The organism is Bacillus sp. S3 (assembly GCF_005154805.1).
Taxonomy (GTDB): Bacteria; Bacillota; Bacilli; order Bacillales; family Cytobacillaceae; genus Neobacillus.
Genome location: NZ_CP039727.1, coordinates 4,210,391 through 4,235,351, shown reverse-complemented (window position 1 = coordinate 4,235,351; position 24,961 = coordinate 4,210,391). Strand labels below are relative to the sequence as shown.

At 41.2% G+C, this 24,961-nt stretch carries 21 protein-coding genes; 18 read left to right on the top strand and 3 right to left on the bottom strand.

Annotation, left to right across the window (positions count from 1 at the left end; translation table 11 throughout):
- The first annotated feature begins 232 nt into the window (after positions 1 to 232).
- The 6 genes from FAY30_RS20680 to FAY30_RS20655 all read left to right on the top strand — a co-directional run bounded on the left by FAY30_RS20680 (position 233) and on the right by FAY30_RS20655 (position 5,825).
- Positions 233 to 1,369 (top strand): sensor histidine kinase, encoded by a 1,137-nt coding sequence (locus FAY30_RS20680; RefSeq protein ID WP_149871638.1) that lies wholly within the window; start codon positions 233 to 235, stop codon positions 1,367 to 1,369.
- 61 nt (positions 1,370 to 1,430) lie between these two features.
- The gene (locus FAY30_RS20675; protein ID WP_149871637.1) at positions 1,431 to 2,114 is read left to right on the top strand and encodes a response regulator; all 684 of its coding nucleotides are present in this window, start codon (positions 1,431 to 1,433) and stop codon (positions 2,112 to 2,114) included.
- 133 nt (positions 2,115 to 2,247) lie between these two features.
- The gene (locus FAY30_RS20670; protein WP_149871636.1) at positions 2,248 to 3,087 is read left to right on the top strand and encodes a DegV family protein; all 840 of its coding nucleotides are present in this window, start codon (positions 2,248 to 2,250) and stop codon (positions 3,085 to 3,087) included.
- 257 nt (positions 3,088 to 3,344) lie between these two features.
- On the top strand, positions 3,345 to 3,536 hold the full coding sequence (locus FAY30_RS20665; protein ID WP_149871635.1) for a hypothetical protein: 192 nt from the start codon (positions 3,345 to 3,347) through the stop codon (positions 3,534 to 3,536).
- Complete coding sequence (locus FAY30_RS20660; protein WP_149871634.1) at positions 3,521 to 5,008, top strand: ATP-dependent helicase ComFA; 1,488 nt, start codon at positions 3,521 to 3,523, stop codon at positions 5,006 to 5,008. Before FAY30_RS20665 ends, FAY30_RS20660 begins: the two co-directional genes overlap by 16 nt.
- A 100-nt stretch (positions 5,009 to 5,108) precedes the next feature.
- On the top strand, positions 5,109 to 5,825 hold the full coding sequence (locus tag FAY30_RS20655) for a ComF family protein (protein ID WP_149871633.1): 717 nt from the start codon (positions 5,109 to 5,111) through the stop codon (positions 5,823 to 5,825).
- Between the two features lie 113 nt (positions 5,826 to 5,938).
- On the opposite strand, the gene FAY30_RS20650 is transcribed toward FAY30_RS20655, so the two are convergent.
- Complete coding sequence (locus FAY30_RS20650) at positions 5,939 to 6,436, bottom strand: spore coat protein (protein ID WP_149871632.1); 498 nt, start codon at positions 6,434 to 6,436, stop codon at positions 5,939 to 5,941.
- Between the two features lie 274 nt (positions 6,437 to 6,710).
- Here FAY30_RS20650 and hpf point away from each other — a divergent pair, with 274 nt between their 5' ends.
- Positions 6,711 to 7,259 (top strand): ribosome hibernation-promoting factor, HPF/YfiA family, encoded by a 549-nt coding sequence (gene hpf, locus FAY30_RS20645; protein WP_149871631.1) that lies wholly within the window; start codon positions 6,711 to 6,713, stop codon positions 7,257 to 7,259.
- A gap of 114 nt (positions 7,260 to 7,373) precedes the next feature.
- Here the strand turns inward: hpf and secA are convergent, their stop codons facing one another.
- Positions 7,374 to 9,887, bottom strand: coding sequence for a preprotein translocase subunit SecA (gene secA, locus FAY30_RS20640; RefSeq protein WP_149871630.1), 2,514 nt, complete (start codon positions 9,885 to 9,887; stop codon positions 7,374 to 7,376).
- Between the two features lie 541 nt (positions 9,888 to 10,428).
- Here secA and FAY30_RS20635 point away from each other — a divergent pair.
- The 6 genes from FAY30_RS20635 (at position 10,429) to FAY30_RS20610 (ending at position 18,162) form a co-directional block, all read left to right on the top strand.
- Entirely contained in the window at positions 10,429 to 11,820 is a 1,392-nt protein-coding gene (locus tag FAY30_RS20635) for a cytochrome c3 family protein (RefSeq protein WP_149871629.1), read from the top strand.
- A 26-nt stretch (positions 11,821 to 11,846) separates the two neighbouring features.
- Entirely contained in the window at positions 11,847 to 13,004 is a 1,158-nt protein-coding gene (locus FAY30_RS20630) for a NapC/NirT family cytochrome c (RefSeq protein ID WP_149871628.1), read from the top strand.
- Positions 13,005 to 13,143: 139 nt separating this feature from the next.
- Positions 13,144 to 13,851: a tetratricopeptide repeat protein gene (locus FAY30_RS20625; RefSeq protein WP_149871627.1), complete on the top strand. Its 708-nt coding sequence runs from the start codon at positions 13,144 to 13,146 to the stop codon at positions 13,849 to 13,851.
- A gap of 16 nt (positions 13,852 to 13,867) precedes the next feature.
- Positions 13,868 to 14,833 carry a 6-bladed beta-propeller gene (locus tag FAY30_RS20620; protein ID WP_149871626.1) on the top strand — a complete coding sequence of 322 codons (966 nt, stop codon included), beginning with the start codon at positions 13,868 to 13,870 and terminating at the stop codon, positions 14,831 to 14,833.
- A 119-nt stretch (positions 14,834 to 14,952) separates the two neighbouring features.
- Positions 14,953 to 16,062 (top strand): cytochrome c3 family protein, encoded by a 1,110-nt coding sequence (locus tag FAY30_RS20615; protein WP_149871625.1) that lies wholly within the window; start codon positions 14,953 to 14,955, stop codon positions 16,060 to 16,062.
- Between the two features lie 228 nt (positions 16,063 to 16,290).
- Positions 16,291 to 18,162 (top strand): cytochrome c3 family protein, encoded by a 1,872-nt coding sequence (locus FAY30_RS20610; protein ID WP_190284706.1) that lies wholly within the window; start codon positions 16,291 to 16,293, stop codon positions 18,160 to 18,162.
- Between the two features lie 116 nt (positions 18,163 to 18,278).
- Here FAY30_RS20610 and FAY30_RS20605 read toward each other — a convergent pair whose 3' ends face one another.
- Positions 18,279 to 20,213, bottom strand: a complete 1,935-nt coding sequence (locus FAY30_RS20605) for an SEC-C metal-binding domain-containing protein (protein WP_149872799.1) — start codon at positions 20,211 to 20,213, stop codon at positions 18,279 to 18,281.
- Between the two features lie 285 nt (positions 20,214 to 20,498).
- Here FAY30_RS20605 and prfB point away from each other — a divergent pair.
- The 5 genes from prfB (at position 20,499) to ftsX (ending at position 24,944) form a co-directional block, all read left to right on the top strand.
- Positions 20,499 to 21,600, top strand: a protein-coding gene (gene prfB / locus FAY30_RS20600; RefSeq protein ID WP_149871623.1) for a peptide chain release factor 2 whose coding sequence is annotated in 2 segments (ribosomal slippage) — positions 20,499 to 20,570 and positions 20,572 to 21,600 — 1,101 coding nt in all. Because the reading frame shifts where the segments join, the coding sequence is not laid out codon by codon here.
- A 198-nt stretch (positions 21,601 to 21,798) separates the two neighbouring features.
- Complete coding sequence (locus tag FAY30_RS20595; RefSeq protein WP_149871622.1) at positions 21,799 to 22,665, top strand: YitT family protein; 867 nt, start codon at positions 21,799 to 21,801, stop codon at positions 22,663 to 22,665.
- 52 nt (positions 22,666 to 22,717) lie between these two features.
- A complete protein-coding gene (gene cccB / locus FAY30_RS20590) occupies positions 22,718 to 23,053 on the top strand; it encodes a cytochrome c551 (protein ID WP_149871621.1) in 336 nt (111 codons plus the stop codon).
- A gap of 321 nt (positions 23,054 to 23,374) precedes the next feature.
- A complete protein-coding gene (ftsE, locus tag FAY30_RS20585) occupies positions 23,375 to 24,061 on the top strand; it encodes a cell division ATP-binding protein FtsE (protein WP_149871620.1) in 687 nt (228 codons plus the stop codon).
- A complete protein-coding gene (gene ftsX, locus FAY30_RS20580; RefSeq protein ID WP_149871619.1) occupies positions 24,051 to 24,944 on the top strand; it encodes a permease-like cell division protein FtsX in 894 nt (297 codons plus the stop codon). Before ftsE ends, ftsX begins: the two co-directional genes overlap by 11 nt.
- Positions 24,945 to 24,961 lie beyond the last annotated feature (17 nt).

Here is a 24,961-nt window from a genome sequence, read left to right as displayed (position 1 = left end):
AAAATAATGTAATATACCTTTAATATGGCAGTAACGTTCGAATGATATAATAGACATGGTTCAACGAGATACATTTAGAGGAATAGGATGAAATATTACTATTATACTACTTTTCACCAAAGTATGAGGCCAACCCTGTCTGTTTGATTAGCAAATTAATAGTATCTAAGGTAAAATATGTTAGTGAGGCCTTAAGGAATAAGGGAAATTGAGCCCCTCCTGGAGGAATGATATGAAAAAGATTAATATGAAGTCAATTGATGAAATTCGCGAGGAAATGATTGATACTGTAACATGCAGTAAAAGTGATATTTTTCGAATTGGTGAGCAATGTCGCCAAGACTATGATAGCATGACGACAGAGCTTCAAAATATCAAGCAAATGATGGTCAAGCTAATTGAAGAGGGCAACAAGCTGGAAGAACAGGTCCTGGAAGCCCGGGTCATGCTGTCAGAAGTCAGTATGAATTTTAAACAGTACACGGAAGAAGAGGTCCGCGAAGCCTATGAAAGGGCCCACCAGCTGCAAATGGATCTTTCTATCAACTGGCAGTACAAAAAACAGCTTTTGGACAAGAGAGACGATCTCGAACGGCGGCTAATCGGGTTAGATAAAACCATAGACCGTGCTGATCAGCTCATCTCGCAAATTTCCGTGGTAATGAATTATTTAACAAGCGATTTGAAACAAGTCGGTGAAGCATTGGAAAATGCTAAAGCCAAACAAGACTTCGGTTTAAAAATTATTGAAGCGCAGGAAGAAGAGAGAAAGCGGCTTTCAAGGGAGATTCACGATGGTCCGGCGCAAATGCTGGCGAATGTCATCATGCGTTCAGATTTAATTGAACGTGTGTATCGGGATAAGGGGCCAGATGAGGCCTTTACCGAAATCCATAATTATAAAATAATGGTCCGTTCTGCCCTTTATGAAGTCCGCCGAATTATCTATGACTTGCGTCCGATGGCATTAGATGATTTAGGGCTTGTTCCTACCCTCAGAAAATATTTACAAACGATCGAAGAATATCATAACCAATCGAAGATTAACTTTGTGAATAGCGGCAAGGAGTGCAGGCTTCCAGCTAAGTATGAGGTCGCGCTGTTCCGTATCATTCAGGAGTCCGTCCAAAATGCACTCAAGCATGCAAATGCCTGTGAAATCAAGGTGAGTTTAGAAATAACTGATGCCGCTATTACCGTTATGATTAAGGACAACGGCATTGGTTTTGATACTTCTCAAAAGAAACCTGAGTCTTTTGGCATGATTGGCATGCGGGAGCGTGTCGAACTGCTTGAAGGAGAAATTACGTTCGATTCAAAAATTAACAAAGGAACCGTTGTATCAATCCGAGTTCCATTAATCAACTAAAGAAAAGATGTTTGCGCAACCGATAATAAATTTGAAATTGAAGAATTAGGGGGTAGTGCAATTGACTACTAAAATTGTGATAATAGACGATCATCAACTATTCAGAGAAGGCGTTAAGAGAATACTAGAATTTGAAAAAGCGTTCCAAGTCGTGGCAGAAGGCGATGACGGTAGCGAGGCATTAGGACTTGTTCAAGAGCACCAGCCAGATGTTGTTATCATGGATATTAATATGCCGCAAATGAATGGGGTTGAGGCAACCCGTGAGTTAATTGAAAAATTTCCCAATACAAAGGTCATCATTTTATCTATTCATGACGATGAGAACTATGTGACCCACGCATTAAAAACTGGTGCATGTGGCTATTTATTAAAGGAAATGGATGCAGATGCTTTGATAGAAGCCGTTCGGGTGGTGGCTGAGGGCGGATCGTATTTACATCCAAAAGTCACCCATAATTTGGTCAATGAATACCGCAAACTGGCAGCTGGTGTTGCCCGCGGCGGCGGCTACGTTCAAACAGTCGAAATCCGTCGTCCATTGCATTTATTAACACGCCGCGAATGCGAAGTACTGCAAATGCTTGCTGATGGAAAAAGTAATCGAGGAATCGGCGAATCCTTATTCATCAGTGAAAAAACTGTTAAAAACCATGTGTCAAATATTTTACAAAAAATGAACGTCAATGACCGTACACAGGCAGTTGTTGTCGCAATTAAAAACGGCTGGGTGGAAGTACGATAATCCTTTTGGAAAAATAGTTAAGAGCACGCTTATGAGCGTGTTCTTTTTTGTCGCTTTATTATAAAAAATGCAATTTACGGCTGTTTCAGATAGAATATATAGGGTTGGTAAAAAGATAAGGATGGTAAAATTTATGAAAACGGCAATTGTCACGGATAGTACCGCGTACATACCGAAAGAATTACGAGAAAATTGGAATATACATATGATCCCGCTAAATGTTATTTTCGGGAATGAGGCATATCAGGAAGAAATTGATATTACGTGGAGCCATTTTTACGAAGAGGTGAAAACGAAAGAACTCCCAAAGACATCCCAGCCGTCGATTGGCCAATTTGTTGAATTATTTGAGCAGCTTTCCAAAGACTATGATGCCGTTATTTGTATTCACCTTTCAAGTGGAATCAGCGGCACATTTCAAGGAGCTGTAACCGCCAGTACGATGGTTGACGGAATTAACGTTTATCCATTTGATTCTGAGATTAGCTGCATGGTTCAAGGGTTTTATGCCCTTGAGGCCGCTAAAATGGCTGTAAGAAAAGAGGGTCCTGAAGAAATTATGCAACGGCTTGAAGAGCTGAAGAAAAGCGCCCGTGCTTTTTTTATGGTTGATGACCTTTCCCACCTGCAGCGCGGAGGCCGCCTCTCAAGCGCTCAAGCCTTTATCGGCAGCCTGCTGCAGGTCAAGCCGCTGTTGCATTTCGAAAACAAGGTTATTGTCCCTTTTGAAAAAATCCGCACACGGAAGAAGGCAATGAAACGGATCGTCGACCTGCTTGCTGAAGATGCTGTGAGCGGTGATGCCTATCAAGCTGTCATCATTCACGCCAATCGCGAAGCGGAAGCAGAGGAGTGGCGGAAGGAGTTATCAGCCATGTATCCCAATGTCGATTTCACCATAGGCTACTTCGGTGCCGTCATCGGCACCCACCTTGGTGAAGGCTCCATGGGCATGGGCTGGATGAAAAAATAAAAACCATTCCGGCCATTGGGCCGGAATGGTTTTTATTTTTTAACGGCATTGGACTGAAAAAGGTAACTAAAATAGTTTACCGGAATTAAGTGTGAGTTTGGCTGAAATCTGATCAAAGTTGGCGGAATCCCCTCCCAAGTAATAGTGCTGACACAAAGATTTCACAAGATCTTCGACAAATAAGTAGGAAATTCTCTAATAATTGCAGAATCATTTCAAAGTAAGAAATATTACAAGAAAAAGGAGTGTAGAAGCAATTGAAAATGAAAGACCTAACCCCTCCGCAAAGATTATTTTTGACCGAGATTTTAAAAGGACGAATTGACGTCCGCCATATTTTTGATGTATTTAAACAGCTAATTCGTCCTATTGAAGATGGCACTGGTAAAACGAAAAATCGGATTTCTCATCTTTTCCCGAAGAAGGTGACGCCATGCGCTTTATCATAAACAATGGAATGATAATGCCAGACCACATCGTAGAAAATTCTCTCCCCATCTCAAAAATCCCAACCATCCCGCAGCCGCCGCTAAACCGAAACTTCACCTACAATTTAGACCTGCAAAAGCTTCTTACCGGAAAACAACTACTCTTAGAGGATATCCCATTCACCCTTAATGAAATTCAATCACATTATCAAAATGGATATGTTACTTATCGCAAAGGGATTGTCTATAACGGGAATAAGCCCAACTGCGCCCGCTGCGGAAACAAGGATCCACAGTGGTTTGCCGCCTTTCCCTGCTCCCGCTGCGGCGAAACCTGCTTCTATTGCCGTCATTGCCTCATGATGGGGAGGATCAGTGCCTGTACACCGCTCCTGGGCTGGAATGGCCCGGTGCCTGACACCCTTTACCCTACGAAGATATTGGAATGGCAAGGGACGCTCTCGGACGGGCAAAGGGCAGCGTCGCAAAAAGTGGTGGAGGCCATTCTGCAGAATCAAGAGCATCTTATCTGGGCTGTCTGCGGCGCTGGGAAAACGGAAGTTCTATTTGCGGGCATCGAAGCCGCGTTGAATGCCCAAAAAAGAATCTGCATCGCCACACCAAGAACGGATGTAGTCCTTGAACTGACACCAAGACTTAAGGAAGCATTCCCTAATATTCCGATAGCAACCCTGTATGGCGGCAGCGAGGATCGTCATCTTTTTGCACCTCTTACGATTGCCACCACCCATCAGCTGCTCCGGTTTTACGAAGCCTTCGACGCAATTATATTAGATGAGGTCGATGCCTTTCCTTATACAGTGGAGGAATCGCTTCAGTATGCAGCCAAACAGGCCCGGAAACCAAAATCAGCGATGATTTATCTAACTGCAACACCGAACCAAAAGTGGCAAAGAGAATGTGGAACCGGTAAAAGGTCCTATACAACCATTCCGGCACGTTTCCACCGTCACCCGCTGCCAGTACCTGAATTTGTTTGGTGCGGCAATTGGCAAAAGTGTCTCCAGAAGAACAAACTGCCGCCAATCGTCATCGACTGGATACAAAAACGGATCAAGTCTGACAAACAGGCGCTAGTCTTTTTCCCTCATATTCCTTTGATGGAAAAAGCACTCCACATTCTCCGCCAGTTTGCCTCAAACATTGAAGCCGTCCATGCCGAAGACCCTGACCGGAAGAACAAGGTACAAAAAATGCGGGCGAAGGAAATTCCCTTATTGCTAACAACAACCATCCTTGAGCGGGGGGTTACCTTTCCTAATATCGATGTGGCCGTCGTCGGTGCGGAAGATCCCATTTTCACCGAAAGTGCCCTCGTGCAAATTGCCGGAAGAGCAGGCAGGAGTAAGGATTATCCAAAGGGGGTGGTAACCTTTTTCCATTATGGAAAAACCTCCGAGATGATAAAGGCGAGGAGTCAGGTTATCGCAATGAACCGGGAAGGAATGAAACAAGGGCTGCTTGATTCGTGAAAGCAGGTGCAGAACCAAATTGCGAAAAAATATTTACACGAGTTTGATTGCGTAAGATGGGTTAAAGCGCTCGGTCCCATATTTAAAAAGGAGTAGTAAAATGAATCTATTTCAACAAGACCGCTGTCTTGTCTGCCATAACGCCATTCAGCCGGAAATAGGGTGGAGAGCTATTTTCTCGATTGAGAAGGAGCCTTTTCTTTGCACCAAATGTGCGGGGAGGCTTGAAAAAATTGTAGGCGAGACATGCCGGATATGCTGCCGCCCCCTAACCCGACTTGATGAGAAATTTCGCAAGGGGGATATGTGCAATGATTGCTTCCGCTGGGAGGAGGATTCGGAATGGAGTGGATTTCTCGAAAAAAATCATTCGATTTTCTTGTATAATGAATTTTTAAAAGAGGTTATTGCCAAATTTAAGTTTCGCGGTGATTATGTATTAGCAAAGGTTTTCGCACAATTTTTTAAGATTGAACTGATAAAAATAAACCCGGATGTACTTGTGCCGATTCCATTAAGCGATGAACGGCTATATGAGCGCGGCTTTAATCAGGCCGGAGCTCTGATAATAGAATCCGGCTTAGCTCCTTCAGAAATACTCACCCGCGTCCACTCAGAAAAACAATCGAAAAAATCAAGGTCAGAGCGTATTCATCTTCCCCAAGTATTTAAACTCGCAGCTGAAACCAATGTACAAGGAAAAAGGGTCGTCCTCGTTGATGATATTTACACAACCGGTTCCACACTAAGGCATGCAGCAAAACTTTTGAAAGCAGCTGGAGCTGAAAGGATCCAGTCGTTAACAATAGCAAGGTAGAAATAGGAGAAGACGAAGGATATACAACAGGTATCCCAATCAATTTGAATACACTATCTGACACATGCAAAATCGTGGTGGCGGGGGCAACAATCCCTGCCCGCCAACCTCAATCATAACTTCATCCGAAGTGCCTTTTGTGCATTTTCTATATCATGTCCCAACAAGAGCCCCAAATCATATGCAGGATAATAGCCGTGTTTATGCATATAAGTAAAAACTCGTTCGTGGCCGTGGATTGCTGCTATCAGCTGATTGGTGAAGGTTTTCCGTAACGCCGGTGTGGCAGTTTCGGTAATTGCTGCAGCGAGGTTCCGCACTAATGTTTTCGAAAGTCCCAGCAGATCTGCTGCGAAAAAGCCCATATCTTCGCGTAATTCTTCTTCTTCCCTGGTTTGGTGACCCTGTGCCATTGGATAAAATTTAAGCAGCTCTTTTATGTTACCTTCCAGGTCGTGAATGCACATTTTGTATAGTTCTTTTAGCTCATTGTCCGTTACCTTTTTAAACGACATTTTCAGTTTCATTAATCCCATCGATTGGAAGGCCACTAATTCATGCAACTCCAATGTCTCATGCCAGGCGAGTAATTTACGTTCTTCATGTTCCATATGGTGAAATCCTCCATTCGTTTTCACATCCATTTAGCCTATTCTGTAAGCATATTGATGGTAAATTGTCCCGTTTAATAGTACAATAAATATGAATAACCATTCATTTTAGCGAAAAATATCTATTGAAGTCAAAGGTGGTGTCAAACATTGTTACTATTTGCCTGATGGATTTGTCAATAAATCGACAAAATTTTTGTACTGATTTAGCAGGATAATCATAGGGTAAAATAGAAATGTATACACAAGCCTTAACTAAAGGAGGAGTCCACATATGAAATATAACGTTCGTGGTGAAAACATTGAGGTTACTCCAGCAATTAGAGAGTATGTAGAGAGAAAAATTGCTAAATTGGAGCGTTATTTTACTGAAGCACCCGATGCAAAGGTAAATGTGAATCTTAGATTCAATCAAGATAAAACTTCAAAGGTAGAGGTAACCATCCCGATGCCGCATTTAGTTTTACGTGCTGAAGAAACAAATATTGACATGTATGCAGGAATTGATTTAATTACGGATAAGCTGGAGCGCCAAATTCGCAAACACAAAACAAAGGTGAACCGTAAATTCCGTGAAAAGGGCGAATTTCCGATTACATTTGCTACTACTGAAAGCCCGGAAGCACACGAAGTAGATGAGGATGATCTTGAATTAGTCCGGACAAAGCGTTTCGACCTGAAACCAATGGACAGTGAAGAAGCAATCCTGCAAATGAACATGCTTGGTCATAGCTTCTATGTATTCACTAATTCAGATACTAACCGTACAAATGTTGTTTACAAGCGTAAAGACGGCCGCTACGGCTTAATTGAAGCACAATAATATGAACGAGAACGCCGCTCCGATAACAGGAGGGGCGTTTTTTAATAGTTAATGATGGATGTATACGTAAAAAAAGGGCTGGCGATTCAACTCGTCAGCCCTCTTACTATTTCGTTATTTCGCCGCACCGCAGCAGTTCTTATATTTCTTGCCGCTGCCACAGATACATGGGTCGTTGCGGCCGACATCAATTTGCTTCACTTTTGGTTTCTTCTTAACGGGCTCGCCGTCTTCCTTCGGATTTACCGCTTGGCCTTTGGCGACTTCCTCACGTTCGAGATTGTTGCGAATCTCAGCTTTCATGATGTACATAGCTGTTTCATCCTCGATGGATTGAATCATCGTCTCAAACATGGCGAAGCCTTCATGCTGGTATTCACGAAGAGGGTCGATTTGTCCGTAGGCACGTAGATGGATACCTTGGCGCAGCTGATCCATGGCGTCAATATGATCAATCCACTTGGAGTCAACCGCTCTTAATGTAACCACCTTTTCAAATTCACGCATTTGTTCAGGATAAAGAATTTGTTCCTTTTCCTCATATCGCTCTTTCACTTTCGTATAAATGGCATCGACGATTTCTTCTGGATCTTTGCCCTTAAGGTCATTAATGGTAATGTCGCCCTCATGAAGCAGGGTTCCCTGAACATATTCCACAATCGCTTGGAGATTCCATTCTTCTTCATCCTCATGTCGGGAAGCATGTGCCTCGACATTGCGCTGAAGCGAATTTACAATCATCTTTTGAACAATGTCGCGAAGGTTTTCAGATTCCAGCACTTCATCACGCTGAGAGTAAATAATCTCACGCTGTTGACGGAGAACATCGTCATACTGCAACAGTTGTTTACGGGCATCAAAGTTATTGCCCTCCACACGTTTTTGTGCTGATTCAACTGCACGGGATACCATCTTACTTTGAATCGGCTGAGTATCATCCATTCCAAGCTTTTCCATCATTGATTTCATATTATCAGAGCCGAAACGGCGCATTAATTCATCTTCCATTGATAAATAAAACTGGGTAACACCAGGGTCCCCTTGACGACCGGAACGTCCGCGGAGCTGGTTATCAATCCGTCTGCTTTCGTGGCGCTCGGTGCCAATAACCGCTAATCCGCCTAGTTCAATAACCCCTTCACCAAGTTTAATGTCTGTACCACGGCCAGCCATGTTGGTTGCAATGGTAACGGCCCCCTTATGACCTGCTTCCGCAATGATTTCTGCTTCACGTTCATGGTTTTTCGCATTCAAGACATTATGATGGATTCGTTTTTTGAATAAATAGGTTGAGATCAGCTCAGACGTTTCAATTGCAACCGTACCAACGAGGACCGGCTGTCCCTTTTGATTACGTTCGGCAATATCCTCTACAACCGCGCGGAACTTGCCGTCCATCGATGAGTAAATTAAATCCGGGCGGTCGTCACGGGCAATTGGTTTGTTAGTTGGAATAACGATAACATTCATATTATAGATGTTGCGGAATTCCTCTTCTTCTGTTTTCGCTGTACCTGTCATACCGGCTAATTTTTCATACATTCGGAAGTAGTTTTGGAACGTAATCGTTGCCATTGTCATACTTTCGTTTTGGACTTCTAGACCTTCTTTTGCCTCAATGGCCTGGTGCAAGCCCTCGCTATAGCGGCGGCCCTTCATCAACCGGCCGGTAAACTGGTCGACGATCACAATTTCGCCCTCTTGCACAACATAATCAACATCGAGATGCATACTGACATTTGCCTTTAACGCCTGGTTAATATGATGGTTCAGCGTTACGTGCGACATATCAAAAAGGTTTTCAATTCCGAAGGCCTTTTCGGCTTTACTGATTCCTTCTTCCGTCAGCATAACGCCTTTCGTTTTTTCATCATACGTGTAATCAGTATCCTTTACGAGCATACGGACAAAGGCATTTGCTTGAATATACAGAACAGCTGATTTTTGTGCTGAGCCGGAAATAATCAACGGGGTACGCGCTTCGTCAATTAAAATCGAGTCAACTTCATCAATGACAGCAAAAAAGAGAGGACGCTGTACCTTTTGCTCTTTATACAAAACCATGTTATCCCGGAGATAATCGAAGCCGAATTCGTTGTTTGTACCATAGGTGATATCGCAGGCATAGGATGCTTGCTTTTCATCCTTATCCATGCTGTTCAAATTCAAGCCAACTGTAAGTCCTAAAAATTGATACAGCTCCCCCATTTCAGTGGCGTCACGGCTTGCCAAATATTCGTTGACGGTAACAACATGAACACCTTTTCCAGACAGGGCGTTTAAATAAACCGGCATCGTTGCGGTTAACGTTTTACCTTCCCCAGTCTTCATTTCCGAAATGTTCCCTTCGTGGAGAGAAATACCCCCCATCAGCTGAACATGGTACGGATATAAACCTAGCACACGGCGGGCGCCTTCGCGGACTACCGCAAATGCTTCCACTAGTAAATCGTCAAGAGTTTCACCCTTTTGATAACGAGCCTTAAACTCCTCCGTTTTTTCCCGAAGCTGCTCGTCTGTTAACTTTTCTGTTTCCGCAGCAAGGGCATCAATTTTCGTTGCAAGCTTGTCTAACCTCTTCAGCTCGCGTTTGTTCAGATCAAATACTTTATTTAAAATCCCCATCATCTGATGAACGCTCCTTCTTATCGAGACTAAAATAACAATTTTTCAAAAAAATCCATGCCAAACAATTCGATAATTTTCTTATTTATCTTACCATTTCCTTCAAACAGTGACAACAATGTTAGCAGGGAGCAAAAAATGGTGGCTCCTATTTAATAGGAGCCAGATTATAAACAGCGAATAAATTTCTGCCGGATGTTCATTTTTTTGTCAATTATAACAGTTTGATGGCAGTTTAACCGCGAATCCATATCAATGGAAGTTCGTACTGATAAAAATGAATATTGAATGAATAATAACTTCGAATGGTGTATAAAAATTCAATCAAATGTTTGTTAATACTATATAAACAGTGTTAATAGAACTCTTTGATAACAACGTTTGTATGTTGTTTTTAGGGTAAAATAGGACTTTTGTCTTTATGAAAAAATATTCACAAATTGTACATTGGAATATACTCTTACAATGTTAGATACTACCTTTAGAGAGGTAAATATGGAAAATAAATAGAGAGAATGAATCCAAAATGGGAAGGGTGAGTTAAGTGGCCATTTGGGGAAAAAAGAAAGATAAAGATAAAGATCCCGAAACAAGAGAAGATAGAAAAAAAGCTGGCCTAATTCGCAGACTTTGGCAAAAATTCAGAGGGATAGACTGGAAAAATCCAGTTAACAGGTGGAAGTTGCTTTTCGCTTCTCTTGTTGGCTGTATCGTTGTTTTCGGAGGCGGGTACGGTGTGCTTTCCTTAACCAATTCGCCGTCATTTTGTGCCAGCTGTCATGAAATGGCGCCTGAGTACTCAACGTATACTGCCAGCGCCCACAACAATATCACATGTGTCCAGTGTCATATCAAGCCTGGGTTCGTCAATATGGTAACCCACAAAATGAAATCGATGAAAGAGGTCTACTATCATGTGACCGGTGTGCCTAAACAAATTGTTCAAACCGAGGACGAAGCGATTTCCAATGAAAACTGTTTGCAATGTCACTCCAAGAATCGTCTTGTTACCGCATCCGGAGATCTGAAGGTAAACCATAAAGGTCATATTGAAGAAGGGGTTCCGTGTATCAGCTGTCATGCTGGAGTTGTTCACGCGAAAATTGTTGCACGCGGTATTAATACCGAGGAAGTCCGCGGTCATTACACAGAGGAAACAGCACAAAAGCTCATGGAAAAGAAATATATGGCACCAAACATGGGTACATGTATTGATTGTCACGATAAGGTAAACAACGGTGAAAAACCATGGGAAGAAGTATCCTACCTAGTTCCACCAAATCCAGAACACGTTGATAAGAAGCTGGAAGAACAAGAGCAAGCGAAAACAACTGCTGGTGAAGCAACAGAAGAATCAGTTGAAAAATCAGAAGCGGCTGCGGAAGCTCATGATGAAAAAACGCAAAAAATTATCTTGCAGGCAATAGGAAAACAAAAGAAAGACGTTAAGATATCCATGGAATGTAAGACATGCCACAAGAAAGTGGATATTCCTAAAAGCCACCAAACAGCCGACTGGAATCAAAAACATGGGGACACCGCTGTTGCGAAGCTAGATACATGTATGGACTGCCACCAGGATTCTAAGTGGATTAAAGAAATACCTAAAGAAGATCTGATCACACTTTTAAAAATGAAAGATGCTAAACAAACAACTGGCAAATACACACCGAATATGACTCTTGCAAAAGAAGAATCACGCATCAATAAATTCTGCAGTGCCTGTCACTCTGAACGGCCTGATGGACACGGAGACAGCAACCAATGGCTGACAAGTCACGCTGACAAAGCAAAAACAAATGAAATGAAGGCAGAATGCTTTGTCTGTCATGATCGTGATAAACCAAAAGCTGACGCTGCAAATGAGAAAGCACCAACAGACGTTTATTGCCAATACTGCCATAGAACAGGATTTAAAGATGATGTTAAAAATTAAGAAATTCTAAACTGGAGGGACGCTTTATGGATGAAGAACACAAACAGTTATCGGCCCCTCCCCGTTATCGCTATATGTTAATTAAGGTTGCAACTATAACATTGCTGCTTCTAGCCATCTTTTTCTTCATTGGCTTCTTCGGGCTAGAAGCAGCCTCAGGCTCAAAATATTGTTCATCCTGTCATGAAATGAAGCCTGAGTATTTTACGTGGAAAGCCTCGACACACAGCGAAGTGGATTGTGTTAACTGTCATAAAGACCCAGGGGTTCAACAGATAGCGAAGGTTCAAGCAGACGAAGTCATAAAGAAGATCAAAAAAGAAAAAACCACTGCAGCAGCCATTATTCGAATGACAAAGGAAATTCCCGATAGTACTTGCGAAGAGTGCCATAATATGTCAAATCGTATTGTTTCTGCATCTGGGGATATCATTATTCCCCATGATCAGCATTCAGATAAAAAGATTAATTGTACCCAATGTCACAGCAGTGTGGCCCATGGAAAAATTGCCGATCGAAACATGACGTTTAACACAGATTATTCCAAGTGGGATGCTTCAGTTGGAAAAGCGGCAATGGCAGATTTGAAATTTACCCGGCCAACTATGGATACCTGCATGGATTGCCATATTGCTCGAAAAATTACAACCGAATGCAGTGCGTGCCATACGACTGGAATGTTTCCAAAGAGCCATAAAAAGGCTGATTTCAAGACCAAAACCCACGGTGCGGCTGCAAAGACAGATTTAAACGATTGCAATTCCTGTCATAAGTATATGTCATCCGAAGCACTGGAAGGGTATGACAAAGCGTCAACCATTGACAAGTATTTAAATCAGGGGGATAGAATCAATTCAAACAAGAACGAGCAAGCATATGCAAAAGAAAATACCTTTTGTCAGGGTTGTCATAAAGCACGTCCAGTAAGTCATACAAGCACATTTATTGGCAATCATGGAGTGGAGGCTGACAAAGACGCAGAAAAATGCTATACATGTCACAGTTCAAACCGAACAAATACTTCGAGTGATAATACTGTTAATTGTTCGACCTGTCATTCGAAGAAGCATCAAAATAATTGGCGGAAGGGTCACCCTATACCGGCGGAAAATGTAAAAAAACCGGAAGCAAGATGCTATACCTGTCATGTAGAAAAAACTTGCACAAGTTGCCATAAGGACTAGTAGATCCAGTCTAAGGTCTATTTGGTGGAGTAATATAGAAAGTGAAAGATTTAGAGTTTGAGCTTTTGTAGGTCTCGATCTTCAAACCCTATTTTCTAGGAATCTTACGAAAAAATGATGAACTGTGAGGAGGATACTTATGGAGGCCCAAGAACTCCCGATTATTGAGAAGCCTAAATCAAATAAGGAAACACGAACACAGAAAAGGAACGACACCTTTACTAAACTCCAAGGGCTATCGCTCATTATTGCTGCATTAATTATTAGCTTGATTGGCGGCTATATTATCTGCGATAAATTTATTTGGTCTAATAAAGATCAAAGCAGAGTAGGTGAACAAATTGCCTATTATGAGAGCTTGGTTAGTAAGGAACCGAATAAACCTGAACACAGGGTTAATCTCGGTTATGCTTATCATTTAAATGCCGAAAATGAAGATGCTGTTAAACAATTATTAGTTGCTATAGATTTAGATAAAAAGAATGTCGGGGCATATTTCAACTTAGGACTTGTTTATAACGATCAAAAGCGCTACGATGACGCTTTGAAGCAATCTAAAAAGGCAGTAGAGCTTGCCCCAAAAGACTATAAAGGATATTTATTAGAAGGAATGGTTTATCGAAAACTTAAAATGTATAAAGAGGCATTAGCCTCCTTACAGGAAGCAGATAATCTTATGCCAGTAAATAATGATATTATTTTTGAGATTGGAAGAGTAGCTGAGGATCAAGGTAAAGTTAAGGACGCAGAAGAGCTCTACAAGAAGGCCTTAAGTTATGATCCTCTTTATAAACCTGCATCAGAAGCGCTAACTAGATTGGCTGGTAAAGATAAGGACAACAATTAAAAGGAGATGACTAGAATTGAAAAAGACCACTGTATATTTATGGATGAGTGCAATGGTTGTACTTTCTGTAGCCCTATTCTCTGGCATCACCTTTTTGGATTTAGGGTCAACATTAAAACCAATTGTGGCTGCAGCAAATCCCACTGGCGGAGAACCTGAATTTAGACAGTCTTTCTATGGAAGCTTTGAGGATCCTCTTAATAAACCAATGGATGTTGCAAAGATTGGCGAGCTGATATATGTAACGGATACAAAAAATAATCAAGTACAGGTATTTGACCAATCAGGAAATAATGTGCTGAAATTTGGCAAAGCAGGGACAGAAAAAGGGCAGTTTCAGTTTCCGTATGGAATAGCAGGCGATAAAAACGAAAATATCTACGTGGCTGACCTGTATAATGGGAACATTTCAATTTTTAACCCAAAAGGGGAATTTATTAAATTCTTCCCAGATCAAGAAAAAGTTATCAAAGCTCCGGGAGGTCTTAGAATTAATAATGATAAATTATTCGTTACAGATATAAAAGAAAATAAACTATTTGTCTTTAATCTGGAAGGCAAAAAATTAATGGAAATTGGAGGGCCTGGGCAAGAAGAGGGCAAATTCATTGCTCCTAACGCAGTGGCTGTTGATAAAGAAAACCATATTTATGTAACTGATTCTGGTAATAACCGTATTCAGATTTTTACTAAAGACGGTAAGTTTATTAAAATAATCAACGGTTCAAAGGATGGAGAGGGTTCCCCGATATTTGTTAATCCAAGAGGGGTTGCCGTCGATTCAAAAGGCAGTGTCTATATTGTAAGCAATATGTCGCATAACATCTATGCTTATGATAAGGATGGAAATGAATTAGAAGTTCTGGGAGGCATGGGAACAGATAATGGACAGCTTTATCTGCCGAATGGACTGTTTATTGATGAACGAGATGCATTATATGTAACGGATACAATCAACCAAAGAATCCAGGTCTTCTATTAAGTTCTAATTTCACTTAAGGGAGGTGATGCCTGAAAGTAGGATTATGGTTTTTCGTGCTTCAAGTTTCAAGGTTAAGAGAGACTAAAGAGAGAGAGAGAAAATTTTGGGAGGTTTTAGATATGAGTAAGATCAAATTAGGCTTTTCTGCATTGCTTACGCTTGTTTTATTAAGCGTGTTTGCTGCGTTTGCATCTGCAGAAGGATCAACAGCTTTCGATCGAAATACTACAAATCCAGCACCTGGAATTAATGTGGGTGACGTTGATAGCTATGGTAACCCGAATACGCACAAAACACATGGTAATTTTCAAAATAATACAAACTCATGTGCTAACTGTCATAGTACCCATAACGGCAGCAGTGCAACTTTACTTAAATTCCAAAGTTCGGAATATGATATGTGCTTAACATGTCATGATGGAACAATGGGCTTTTATAATGTATTAGAAGGTTCCGGTGCTGGTACTTTCAGCACGTCCCATGATAGTGCTTCAATGCACAATGTAGGTTCAGGAGTCAAAATTGGTTCTGCCCCTGGTGCATTCTCAAATAAGTCAACAGGAGAATTAGAATGTTCCAGTTGTCATAATCCACACGGATCTGTCAATGACAGATTGCTAAAAGAAGCTGTTCTCGGAACAGCACCATTTGCTCCAGAGGTACCTAAGGGAACAAAAGCAATAACACTTGATTTAACACCTGATCCTGCTTTTGCCGATATTAATGCGAGCACAACGAATTCTGGATTAGTCATTACAAAATCAACAGGCCCTAACAATGCATCTAAAGTAAACTATTCAAAATTCTGTTCGACCTGCCATGATGATTATATCCAATCAAGCGGCAAACTTCGTGCTGACGGACATTACACACATACAACAAACAGCAGTTCGGCCGGTAGAAACTGTGCAGCGTGTCACTTTGCACATGGTACTGACATTACACTCCTTAAAGATACACAAGGAAAAACGATTGCTGATTATATGAAACCAGTTGACAAAGGCGGAAATGGCTGGACTGAAGCAAAAGCTAAAGGCTACATGAAAGATGTAAGCGGCAGCGGTACTTCTTCGCTTAAGAAATACACAAATATGGCTGTATGCTGGACATGTCACCAATCATCACATGCCCTTGATACTCAACAGCCTGCTAATGAATTCTTAGTAGATGGGGTTGACAGATACGGCAATCCAATTAAGATATTCAAAGGAAAATCCGAAATCAAATAAAAAAGTTAACAAATAGCCCCACTATTCGTTAACTTAGAAAGTCTTGTGCTATAGAAGATAAAGAAGGTAGTAATAGTAATTATTACTGCCTTGTTTTATTATTGCCTCTTGCTGCCCAATTGTCAAAAAGTTTTAACTTAACAAAGAAAATTAATGTTTATTCAGTTGATATAATGTAAAGAAAGCCCCTTTTGCATGTTTAAATGTAAAGAGAAAAGGATGAATATCATGAAAAGGATGAACTCCAAACGAAAATTAATTTCATACGTTGTGATATGGAGTGTTTTTATCGGTTCGCTCCTTTCATATTCTCCTAAAACACACGTACTTTCAGCATCAGGTGTACCAGAAATAAAGATTTTAACGCCTGATTCAGAGGCAGTGTTCGATGTTTCAACGGTTGAATTTACAGGAATAATTTCCGACGATCTTACAACTCCTGACAAACTGTCAGTCAGGATTTTCGAACAGCTGGGCAATGTACAGCAGCCGATTGATATTACAGGTGAGGGAAAGCTGTCGCTATTGGCTCAGGATCAATATGCTGATTTCTCATTTTCAAAAGATTTCAGTGAAGGGGCTCATACCCTAACCTTTGTTGTCACCGATAGCGATGGAACCAGCAATAAAGTTGATCACTCCTTTTCAGTTAAGAATACTAGAACTGAACAGAAACTTGATACTTCAACGGACGTTATAGATGAGGCCACAAATTTAGAAAAGTCTGCTGCTGAAGAAATCTCTCCAAATCAACCATCCATTGAAGCCGCTGCGATGAGTCAACCAGCTGATGATGAAACAGGTAAAAGACCCTATATGGAGAAAATGTATCTGATTCCAAAGGGTGCTGAGGACCAATATACGCCAGGAAATGCTGTACCAAGCAGCTTTCTTCCAGCTGAAGATATGACTCGGGTTCCATTGGATTATAAAATATTAATCGATGTAAGAAGTATTGAGCCATTATCAAACACTCAACCTTTGATAACGTTTTTTGGAGATATTACAGGAACGGAAAAGTTAGTGAAGGAAACTAAGTTATCTGATGAGATCAACGCTTATGTTTATTCCTTTACACCTAATAAGAGACTGGATTCAGGCGTAAGCTACTATGTTTATTTAAATCCAAAGTTCTCAAATGATTTAGGGTATGAAATTCTTCCTAGATTCCTTAAATTTACTACTGTCAGTGGAAATTATGAACGCTATCAATTTCCCGCCGACAAAGGGAATGATTTTCGGGATAATGACTATATTCATGGTCCGTTTTCAAATGTAACAAATGCTTGTGCCTTTTGCCATAGCACCCATACGGGTACTACTCCAACACTTGATGGCGGTAATTATGGTGCTGAAGCAGATCATTTGTGTATGGCCTGTCATGATGGAACGAATGGTTCACCAAAGCTTGAGAGCAATAATGATAACAATCAACATGTGAAAGATTCCAATGTTTCATGTACAAGCTGCCATAATCCGCATACTCCAGGAACGAAAGAAAATCCAAACAGCATGCATCGTAACCCGGCAGCAGCTTCGAGTGAAAATCCATTTTACACGTATAAGAAAGCAAGTACAGCCACAGGCGATGCCAACGACTTTTCATTATGTTTAAGCTGTCATAATGGCAAAGTAGATGCCAAAACAGGTAAACAGATTTCGAATATTGAACAATATTATAAAAATGAAACGTTCATTAGACAATCGGGTCATAAAATAGCAGCGACTATTGATAGCGGCAGTTCGCTAAACGGACAGCTTCCTTGTGCGGAATGCCATGAAACACACGGTTCTAATAATATTAAGATGTTAAGACATGAGCTTGGCAATGCCCAGGCAGATAATACTACTTTCAGTAAAACTAGTGGGGATTGGGATGCCTCTTCTGAACGTCAGTTCTGTCTGTCATGTCACAATAGCAAAACCGTGCTTTACGGTAAAACAGCCAGAGTAATCTTTGATAAATCCACTGGAGCGGCCATTGATCCAACCAATCCTGGTCATATGATGGATAGTGGAAGAAGATGTTCGGAATGCCATAGCGATAATAATTCCTTTGTCGAGGCGGCACACGCACCTAAAAAGGTATCCAATCCATAAAAAAACGAGCGGGACTTCTTCTCCGCTCGTTTTTTGTTTAGAAATGGAAGAATTTTGACTTTGAGAATTGTCCAGCTCTAGGCCAAACGCCGCTAACCATGGCGTTTGCGCTTTTCTTATTTCCCTTTCAGCCACTCCTGCAGTCCATTAATCTTCCGCCATAAATGCAGGTGCATATCCGCGTAAACGATTGCTTCGTTTTCGTCACCATAGTGATAAAAGTCTGGCGGGTAGGCAGGGAGCCGTTTTTTGCCGGTCAAGTAGGCAATCACGTGCTTGTTCACTGTTTTTGCTGCTTTTAGAAGCATTTGGGCTTCCTTAGAGAAACCATTTTCGGATAGTTCAAGCAGCAGCTTGTTATATACGTGCTGGGCCGAAGCCTCCTCATACTGTTGAAGAAGTTGTCCGGCTTTTTTGTATTCTTCTAAATCTACGTAAGCAACAAACAAAGAGTAACGAACCCCTTGGTTATCCATTGGATTTAATTCGAGAAGTTCTTCATATTGCCGGGCAGCTTCCATTATTTTTCCTAACAGAGAGAGTGCCTCAGCATAGTGGATTTTTGCCCGCATAAACGGTCTTGTTTCTATTAATCCCCAGAAGGAGCCGGTATTTTCTTGAAAGAAGTCTTTGCCCAATTCCCGTTTCCCGGCTTGAATTCCTTTTTCATAAAGTAATATTGCTTCTTCGAGACTGTTTGTTTTTTCAGCCAGAATGACATACGCATCGACACAGTTGGGATTCAGCTTTAATGCTTCTTCCGCAAATTTATAACGCTGTTTCCCTTCAGACTGAAAGGCGTCGTAAATTAAGTTCCTTGCTCGTTCTTCATCTCGTCTTGAAACCTTCCGCACCTTTTTCTTAGGAGTTTGATCCATACTGGCCATTGTCTGAACTATGGGACCAGTTCCTTCATGTTTTTCTTCTATTAGGGATCCCCGGATATCAGGAAATGGGATAACAGGTGCTTTTTCGGCAGGCAACTGATCGGAAATCTGCTCTATACCATTCAAAAGTCCAATTAAATCGGAAATTTCCTCCTCTAACTCTGATTCAAGCTCGGATACAATCGAGGAAATACTGCTGGCGGAAACACCGTATTGTTTTGCCAGTTCCTTTTGCGTAACAGCTGCTTCCATCGGCGCAAGCGTTGTCATCAGATAATGAAGTGCTGCTACATAAAGATATGGATTTTTGATCCGTTTTGGCCTTTTGTGGCTAAAGTCTAACCAGAGAATAACGACTGCGTCCACGACTGGCGGTGGGAAAAGCAATTCCATTTTCTCCTTAAAGAGGTCCGCCACTTCTTTGTATATAGGAGCAGGCCAGGCCAAATCATTGATTTCAAGCAATCCCCCTATCATGGGAAGCTCACTTAAGACCTCCATGAAAAAATCAGTCAAAAATTCTTGGGGGGAGTCATAATCGGCGTCAAGACTGCTGTCTTCGATATAAGAAAAGCCATGTTCAGGTTTAAGGCCAGGTAAAACAAATGGCGTTGGGAAAAAGGCATAGCTATGCTCATAGGGCAACAAGATTCCAATAAAGAAAGAGCCTTTCTCAATGGTAATGGGCATATTGGTAATAACAGCCTCCAGAGGTTCTAATGTGAAGCCGTCTTCAACCGTCAACTTGTTATTCTCAACTTCCAGCACCCTTCCGGCAATCGTTTTGGCATATGCCCATGTTTGTAAAATTTGCCTCAGTTTAGGACGTTTGATCTTTGCTGCTTCAACCGCGATAAATTTTTGGATAATGGTTTTCCCATCATCTAACCCTTCAAATAGAGAAAACCAAATGGAGTGAATCAGTTCATAAAATTCTAGTTCCTGTTCATTTTCGATGTCAATCATCGTTTGCAGAATTTCAAAATCTTCATGTATTTCATGCCCATAGTGGTAATAAGCAAAATGAAGGAGCTGCTTTTGCAATTCATCGATTTCATTTTCAATAATTTGGGTAATGGATACAGCCTCACTTGCTCCACAGCACTTTTTATATTTCTTCCCACTACCGCACGGACAAGAATCATTCCGGTTTATATTCTCCATCTCACTCACTCCTCTAATGGTAATCTCTATAAGCCAGGTTTTGTAAAAAAATTATGTATAACTTAAACTCTTTTCTTCCTTAATAGTACCATTTTTGACAGAGTGAAATATATAAATACTAAGGAGATTTTTGGGATTTTGGGGAAGCCAGGGATGTAATTACTAATTGCTTTCCCTTATTTTTAACCCAAACTTTGAATTTTTCTCTGTTAACACGCTATAATGGAAAAGGAACTTTAACCGAAACGAAACGAATGTCATTTATTTTTTATAGAGGTGAAGGAAATGGAATTAGCAGAAATTCGGAATGAGCTTGAAAAAACAGCTAAGACATTAGCGGACTTTAGGGGGTCTCTTTGACCTTGAGAATAAGGAAGCCAAAATTGCAGAACTAGATGATACGATGCTTCAGCCTGATTTTTGGAATGACCAGGAAAAGGCACAAATTATCATCAGTGAAGCAAATGGCTTAAAGGACCAGGTGAATGAGTTCATGGAATTAAATGACTCTTATGACAACCTGGAATTAACCTATGAGCTTGTGAAGGAAGAAAATGATGAGGAATTACGGGCAGAGCTTGAGGATGAGCTTCAGCAGCTGACAGTCCGCTTGAATCAATTTGAACTGCAGCTTCTCTTGAGTGAGGAGTATGATAAAAACAATGCCATTCTCGAGTTGCACCCGGGTGCAGGCGGTACCGAATCACAGGACTGGGGCTCAATGCTCCTTCGGATGTATACCCGCTGGGCCGAGAAAAAAGGCTTTAAGGTAGAGACACTTGATTATCTCCCTGGAGATGAAGCGGGGATTAAGAGTGTGACGCTGGCAATTAAAGGACATAATGCTTACGGATATTTGAAGGCTGAGAAGGGTGTCCACCGGCTCGTACGGATTTCTCCGTTTGATTCCTCCGGCCGCCGCCATACCTCATTCGTATCCTGTGAAGTCATGCCGGAATTTAATGAAGAAATTCAGGTAGATATCCGGACAGAGGATTTAAAAATTGATACGTATCGTGCCACTGGGGCAGGTGGACAGCATATAAATACCACGGATTCAGCTGTCCGGATTACGCATCTTCCAACTGGTGTTGTCGTGACCTGTCAGTCGGAGCGTTCCCAAATTAAAAACCGGGAAGCGGCCATGAAAATGCTTAAAGCGAAACTATATCAACGGGAGATTGAGCGGCAGGAGCAGGAGTTATTGGAAATCCGCGGTGAGCAAAAGGAAATCGGCTGGGGCTCGCAAATCCGTTCCTACGTTTTCCATCCTTATTCAATGGTTAAGGATCACAGGACCAGTACCGAAAGCGGAAATGTGCAAGCCGTGATGGATGGAGATTTAGACCAGTTTATCAATGCGTATCTTCGTTCAAGAATATCGTAAGATCATCAAAAGCCTTTGTCGAAAAAATTCGGCAGGGGCTTTTATTATTGTCTTTCATGAAAACCAAATCCTAAGCAGATACTATAAAATATTTTAGCCCTTTATTGCGTCACTTTACTGTCATTTACACTACATTTATCACATGCTATACTCACTTTCGGTTATACCATAGAAGGAATGATAGAGGAGAAAATCTGTATGAATATTTTAAGCAATTTGACTCAAACCTATCCAAAAACGAGGATTGCCATTGATTATATTTTAGTTTTAATTGGTGCAGCGATTATTGCCTTAGCGTTTAACGTGTTTTTACTGCCAAACCAGGTAGCCTCAGGCGGGGTAAGCGGGATTAGTACGATACTCAAAACAGTACTTGGCTGGGAACCGGCATATGTCCAATGGGCATTTAATATTCCGCTTTTTATTGCAGGTGTCATTTTTTTGGGGAAGCAATTTGGGGTCAAAACGTTAGCAGGAACGATTTTTTTGCCATTTGTTGTTTTTTTGACAAAAGATTTGGAGCCTTGGACACATGATGCCCTGCTAGGTGCTTTGTTTGGGGGAATTGGTGTAGGATTAGGACTCGGGATTGTGTTTCGCGGCAAGGCATCCACCGGAGGTACGGACCTTGCGGCTCAAATCATCAATAAGTATACAGGTTTTACGCTTGGGAGATGTGTCGTGATAATCGACGGATTAATTGTCCTCACTGCAGCCATTGTGTTTGATATTGAAAAGGGGCTGTACGCGTTAATTGCCCTTTATGTGACAAGCAAAACGATTGACCTTATCCAGGTTGGTTTTGGCAGATCAAAGATGGCGATGATCATTACTAGTAAACAAGAGGAAGTTCGTGAAGGAATTTTGAATAAAATTGACCGTGGTGTGACAAAACTATCAGCATATGGTGGTTTTACAGACCATGAAAAGCCGGTTCTCATGTGTGTGGTTGACCAAACGGAGTTCACAAAATTGAAACAATTGGTCAAAACCCTTGATCCAACAGCGTTTGTCGTTGTTATGGATGCGGCAGAAGTGTTAGGCGAGGGTTTCAAACGTGCGTAGGATTGGTATAATAGTACTCTGATGGTATTATTTTCTGAAGGGGGTAGTGGCGATGAAGAAGAAGCTACTAGCATTGTTAATGGGAACGTCCCTAGTAATGGGACTTGCTGCATGCGGAGGCGGCAATGATAACACAAAGGATAAGGGCGGCGGCACCGAAACTGCTTCAGCAGGGGACGCACAAAAGATCTTTGATCAAAAATGCTCTGGCTGCCATGGCGGTGATTTAACCGGTGGTGTTGGCCCAAACTTAACCAAGGTGGGCGCGACACTCTCTAAGGATGACATTTTAAATGTCTTGAAAAACGGTAAAGGCCAAATGCCGGCAAACGTTGTTACCGGCGATGACGCTGAAAAAGTCGCTGATTGGCTAGCTGCTAAAAAATAAAAGAGGAGAAAACGTTCTGCTTCTTACAGGCAGTACGTTTTTTTTTATTTTTTGGAATATATATTCGAAATCAGGAAGATATTTTAGTTATTGTTGTCGAGATGTTTCGATATGTGGCTAATCTTGTCAGATTTTGTATTGTTTGAAAAGAAACTGTAATATTTTTACCGCTTTTATTAGCGATTGTTGATGTTATAATAAAGCTATGCGAAATTATGCACATATTGTTTGTGATTCTGGATAGTTTTGCAAATAAATGTCGATTATTGTCGAATGGTTATGATACTATTCTAAATAACTCTAAAACTATAGGTGATAGTAATGATAGAATTGCAAGAGGTCTATAAAAAGTATCCTAATGGCGTAACAGCTATTAATGGAATAGACGTCCGGATTAACCAGGGCGAATTTGTTTATGTCGTGGGTCCCAGCGGTGCGGGGAAATCCACTTTTATTAAGATGATGTACCGGGAAGAAGTACCCTCTTCGGGTACGATTACGATGAATGGCGTGAATCTCGCCAAACTAAAAATGAAAAAGGTTCCCTTATTCAGAAGGAATCTTGGCGTGGTGTTCCAAGACTTTAAACTGCTGCCGTCACTAACTGTCTATGAAAATGTAGCATTTGCCCTTGAGGTCATTGAAGCACAGCCGAAGTTTATCCGCAAACGGGTAATGGAAGTTCTCGATCTTGTTGGATTAAAGCATAAAATCAAAATGCTTCCTACTGAACTATCAGGCGGTGAGCAGCAGCGTGTTTCCATTGCACGCTCAATCGTCAACTCGCCAAAAGTAGTGATTGCCGATGAACCGACGGGTAACCTTGATCCTGAAACATCATGGGAAATCATGAATATATTTGAAGAAATTAATGCCAGAGGCACAACGATTGTTATGGCAACACATAACAGAGAGATTGTAAATACATTAAAGCATCGCGTCATTGCCATTGAAGGCGGAAAGATTGTTCGCGATGAACAAAGAGGTGATTACGGTTATGAAAATTAGAACGATTGGCCGTCACGCCCGTGAAAGTTTAAAAAGCATCAGCAGAAATGGGTGGATGACCTTTGCATCTGTTAGTGCTGTTACCGTAACCCTGATATTAGTCGGCGTCTTTTTCGTTATTATGATGAATCTTAATCGTGTGGCAGAGACCATTGAGGAGGACGTGCAAATCCGCGTTCACATCGACGTTGCTGCGAATAAAGAAGATCAGCAAGCATTAAAAAGTGAGATAGAGAAAATATCTGAAGTTAAAGGTGTAACATTTTCTCCTAAACAGAAAGAACTTGATAATTTAGTCGAGAGTTTGGGTGAGGACGGAAAGGCTTTTAAACTTTTTGAACAAGATAATCCACTTAACGATGTATTTATCGTAAAAACGAAAAAACCGGCAGACACTATGAAAGTGGCAGATAAGGTTGAGAAACTTAATTATGTTTCGAAAGTAAAATACGGGCAGGGCAAGGTTGAAAAATTATTTAAGTTTATTCAAGCGAGCAGGAACGTAGGAGTCGTTCTCATTATTGGCTTGTTCTTCACGGCGATTTTCTTAATTTCGAATACGATTAAAATTACCATTTTTGCAAGACGACGAGAAATTAAGATTATGAGATTAGTAGGAGCAACCAATGGCTTTATTCGCTGGCCATTCTTTTTGGAAGGTCTATGGCTCGGAATTTTAGGATCGATTTTACCAATTATCCTGATTTCGATTGCCTATTATCGTGCCTACGATTATATTGGTCCGAAGCTTGAAGGCACCTTTATCAAAGTGCTGCCATTCGAACCATTTGTCTATCAGCTCTCAGGTATTTTGATTTTAATGGGAGCCTTAATCGGGGTTTGGGGCAGTATGATGTCCGTTAGGAAGTTCTTAAAGGTTTAACTTTTATCGGGGAGGAC

Bases quoted from the DNA above. Each gene is read 5' to 3' on its own strand.
- FAY30_RS20595 (WP_149871622.1), top strand. From the start codon at position 21,799: ATGAATATTTTAAGCAATTTGACTCAAACCTATCCAAAAACGAGGATT.
- FAY30_RS20655 (WP_149871633.1), top strand. From the start codon at position 5,109: ATGAATCTATTTCAACAAGACCGCTGTCTTGTCTGCCATAACGCCATT.
- secA (WP_149871630.1), bottom strand. From the start codon at position 9,887: ATGATGGGGATTTTAAATAAAGTATTTGATCTGAACAAACGCGAGCTG.
- cccB (WP_149871621.1), top strand. From the start codon at position 22,718: ATGAAGAAGAAGCTACTAGCATTGTTAATGGGAACGTCCCTAGTAATG.
- hpf (WP_149871631.1), top strand. From the start codon at position 6,711: ATGAAATATAACGTTCGTGGTGAAAACATTGAGGTTACTCCAGCAATT.
- FAY30_RS20630 (WP_149871628.1), top strand. From the start codon at position 11,847: ATGGATGAAGAACACAAACAGTTATCGGCCCCTCCCCGTTATCGCTAT.
- ftsX (WP_149871619.1), top strand. From the start codon at position 24,051: ATGAAAATTAGAACGATTGGCCGTCACGCCCGTGAAAGTTTAAAAAGC.
- FAY30_RS20605 (WP_149872799.1), bottom strand. From the start codon at position 20,213: ATGGAGAATATAAACCGGAATGATTCTTGTCCGTGCGGTAGTGGGAAG.
- FAY30_RS20670 (WP_149871636.1), top strand. From the start codon at position 2,248: ATGAAAACGGCAATTGTCACGGATAGTACCGCGTACATACCGAAAGAA.
- FAY30_RS20680 (WP_149871638.1), top strand. From the start codon at position 233: ATGAAAAAGATTAATATGAAGTCAATTGATGAAATTCGCGAGGAAATG.
- ftsE (WP_149871620.1), top strand. From the start codon at position 23,375: ATGATAGAATTGCAAGAGGTCTATAAAAAGTATCCTAATGGCGTAACA.
- FAY30_RS20660 (WP_149871634.1), top strand. From the start codon at position 3,521: ATGCGCTTTATCATAAACAATGGAATGATAATGCCAGACCACATCGTA.
- FAY30_RS20610 (WP_190284706.1), top strand. From the start codon at position 16,291: ATGAAAAGGATGAACTCCAAACGAAAATTAATTTCATACGTTGTGATA.
- FAY30_RS20650 (WP_149871632.1), bottom strand. From the start codon at position 6,436: ATGGAACATGAAGAACGTAAATTACTCGCCTGGCATGAGACATTGGAG.
- FAY30_RS20625 (WP_149871627.1), top strand. From the start codon at position 13,144: ATGGAGGCCCAAGAACTCCCGATTATTGAGAAGCCTAAATCAAATAAG.
- FAY30_RS20615 (WP_149871625.1), top strand. From the start codon at position 14,953: ATGAGTAAGATCAAATTAGGCTTTTCTGCATTGCTTACGCTTGTTTTA.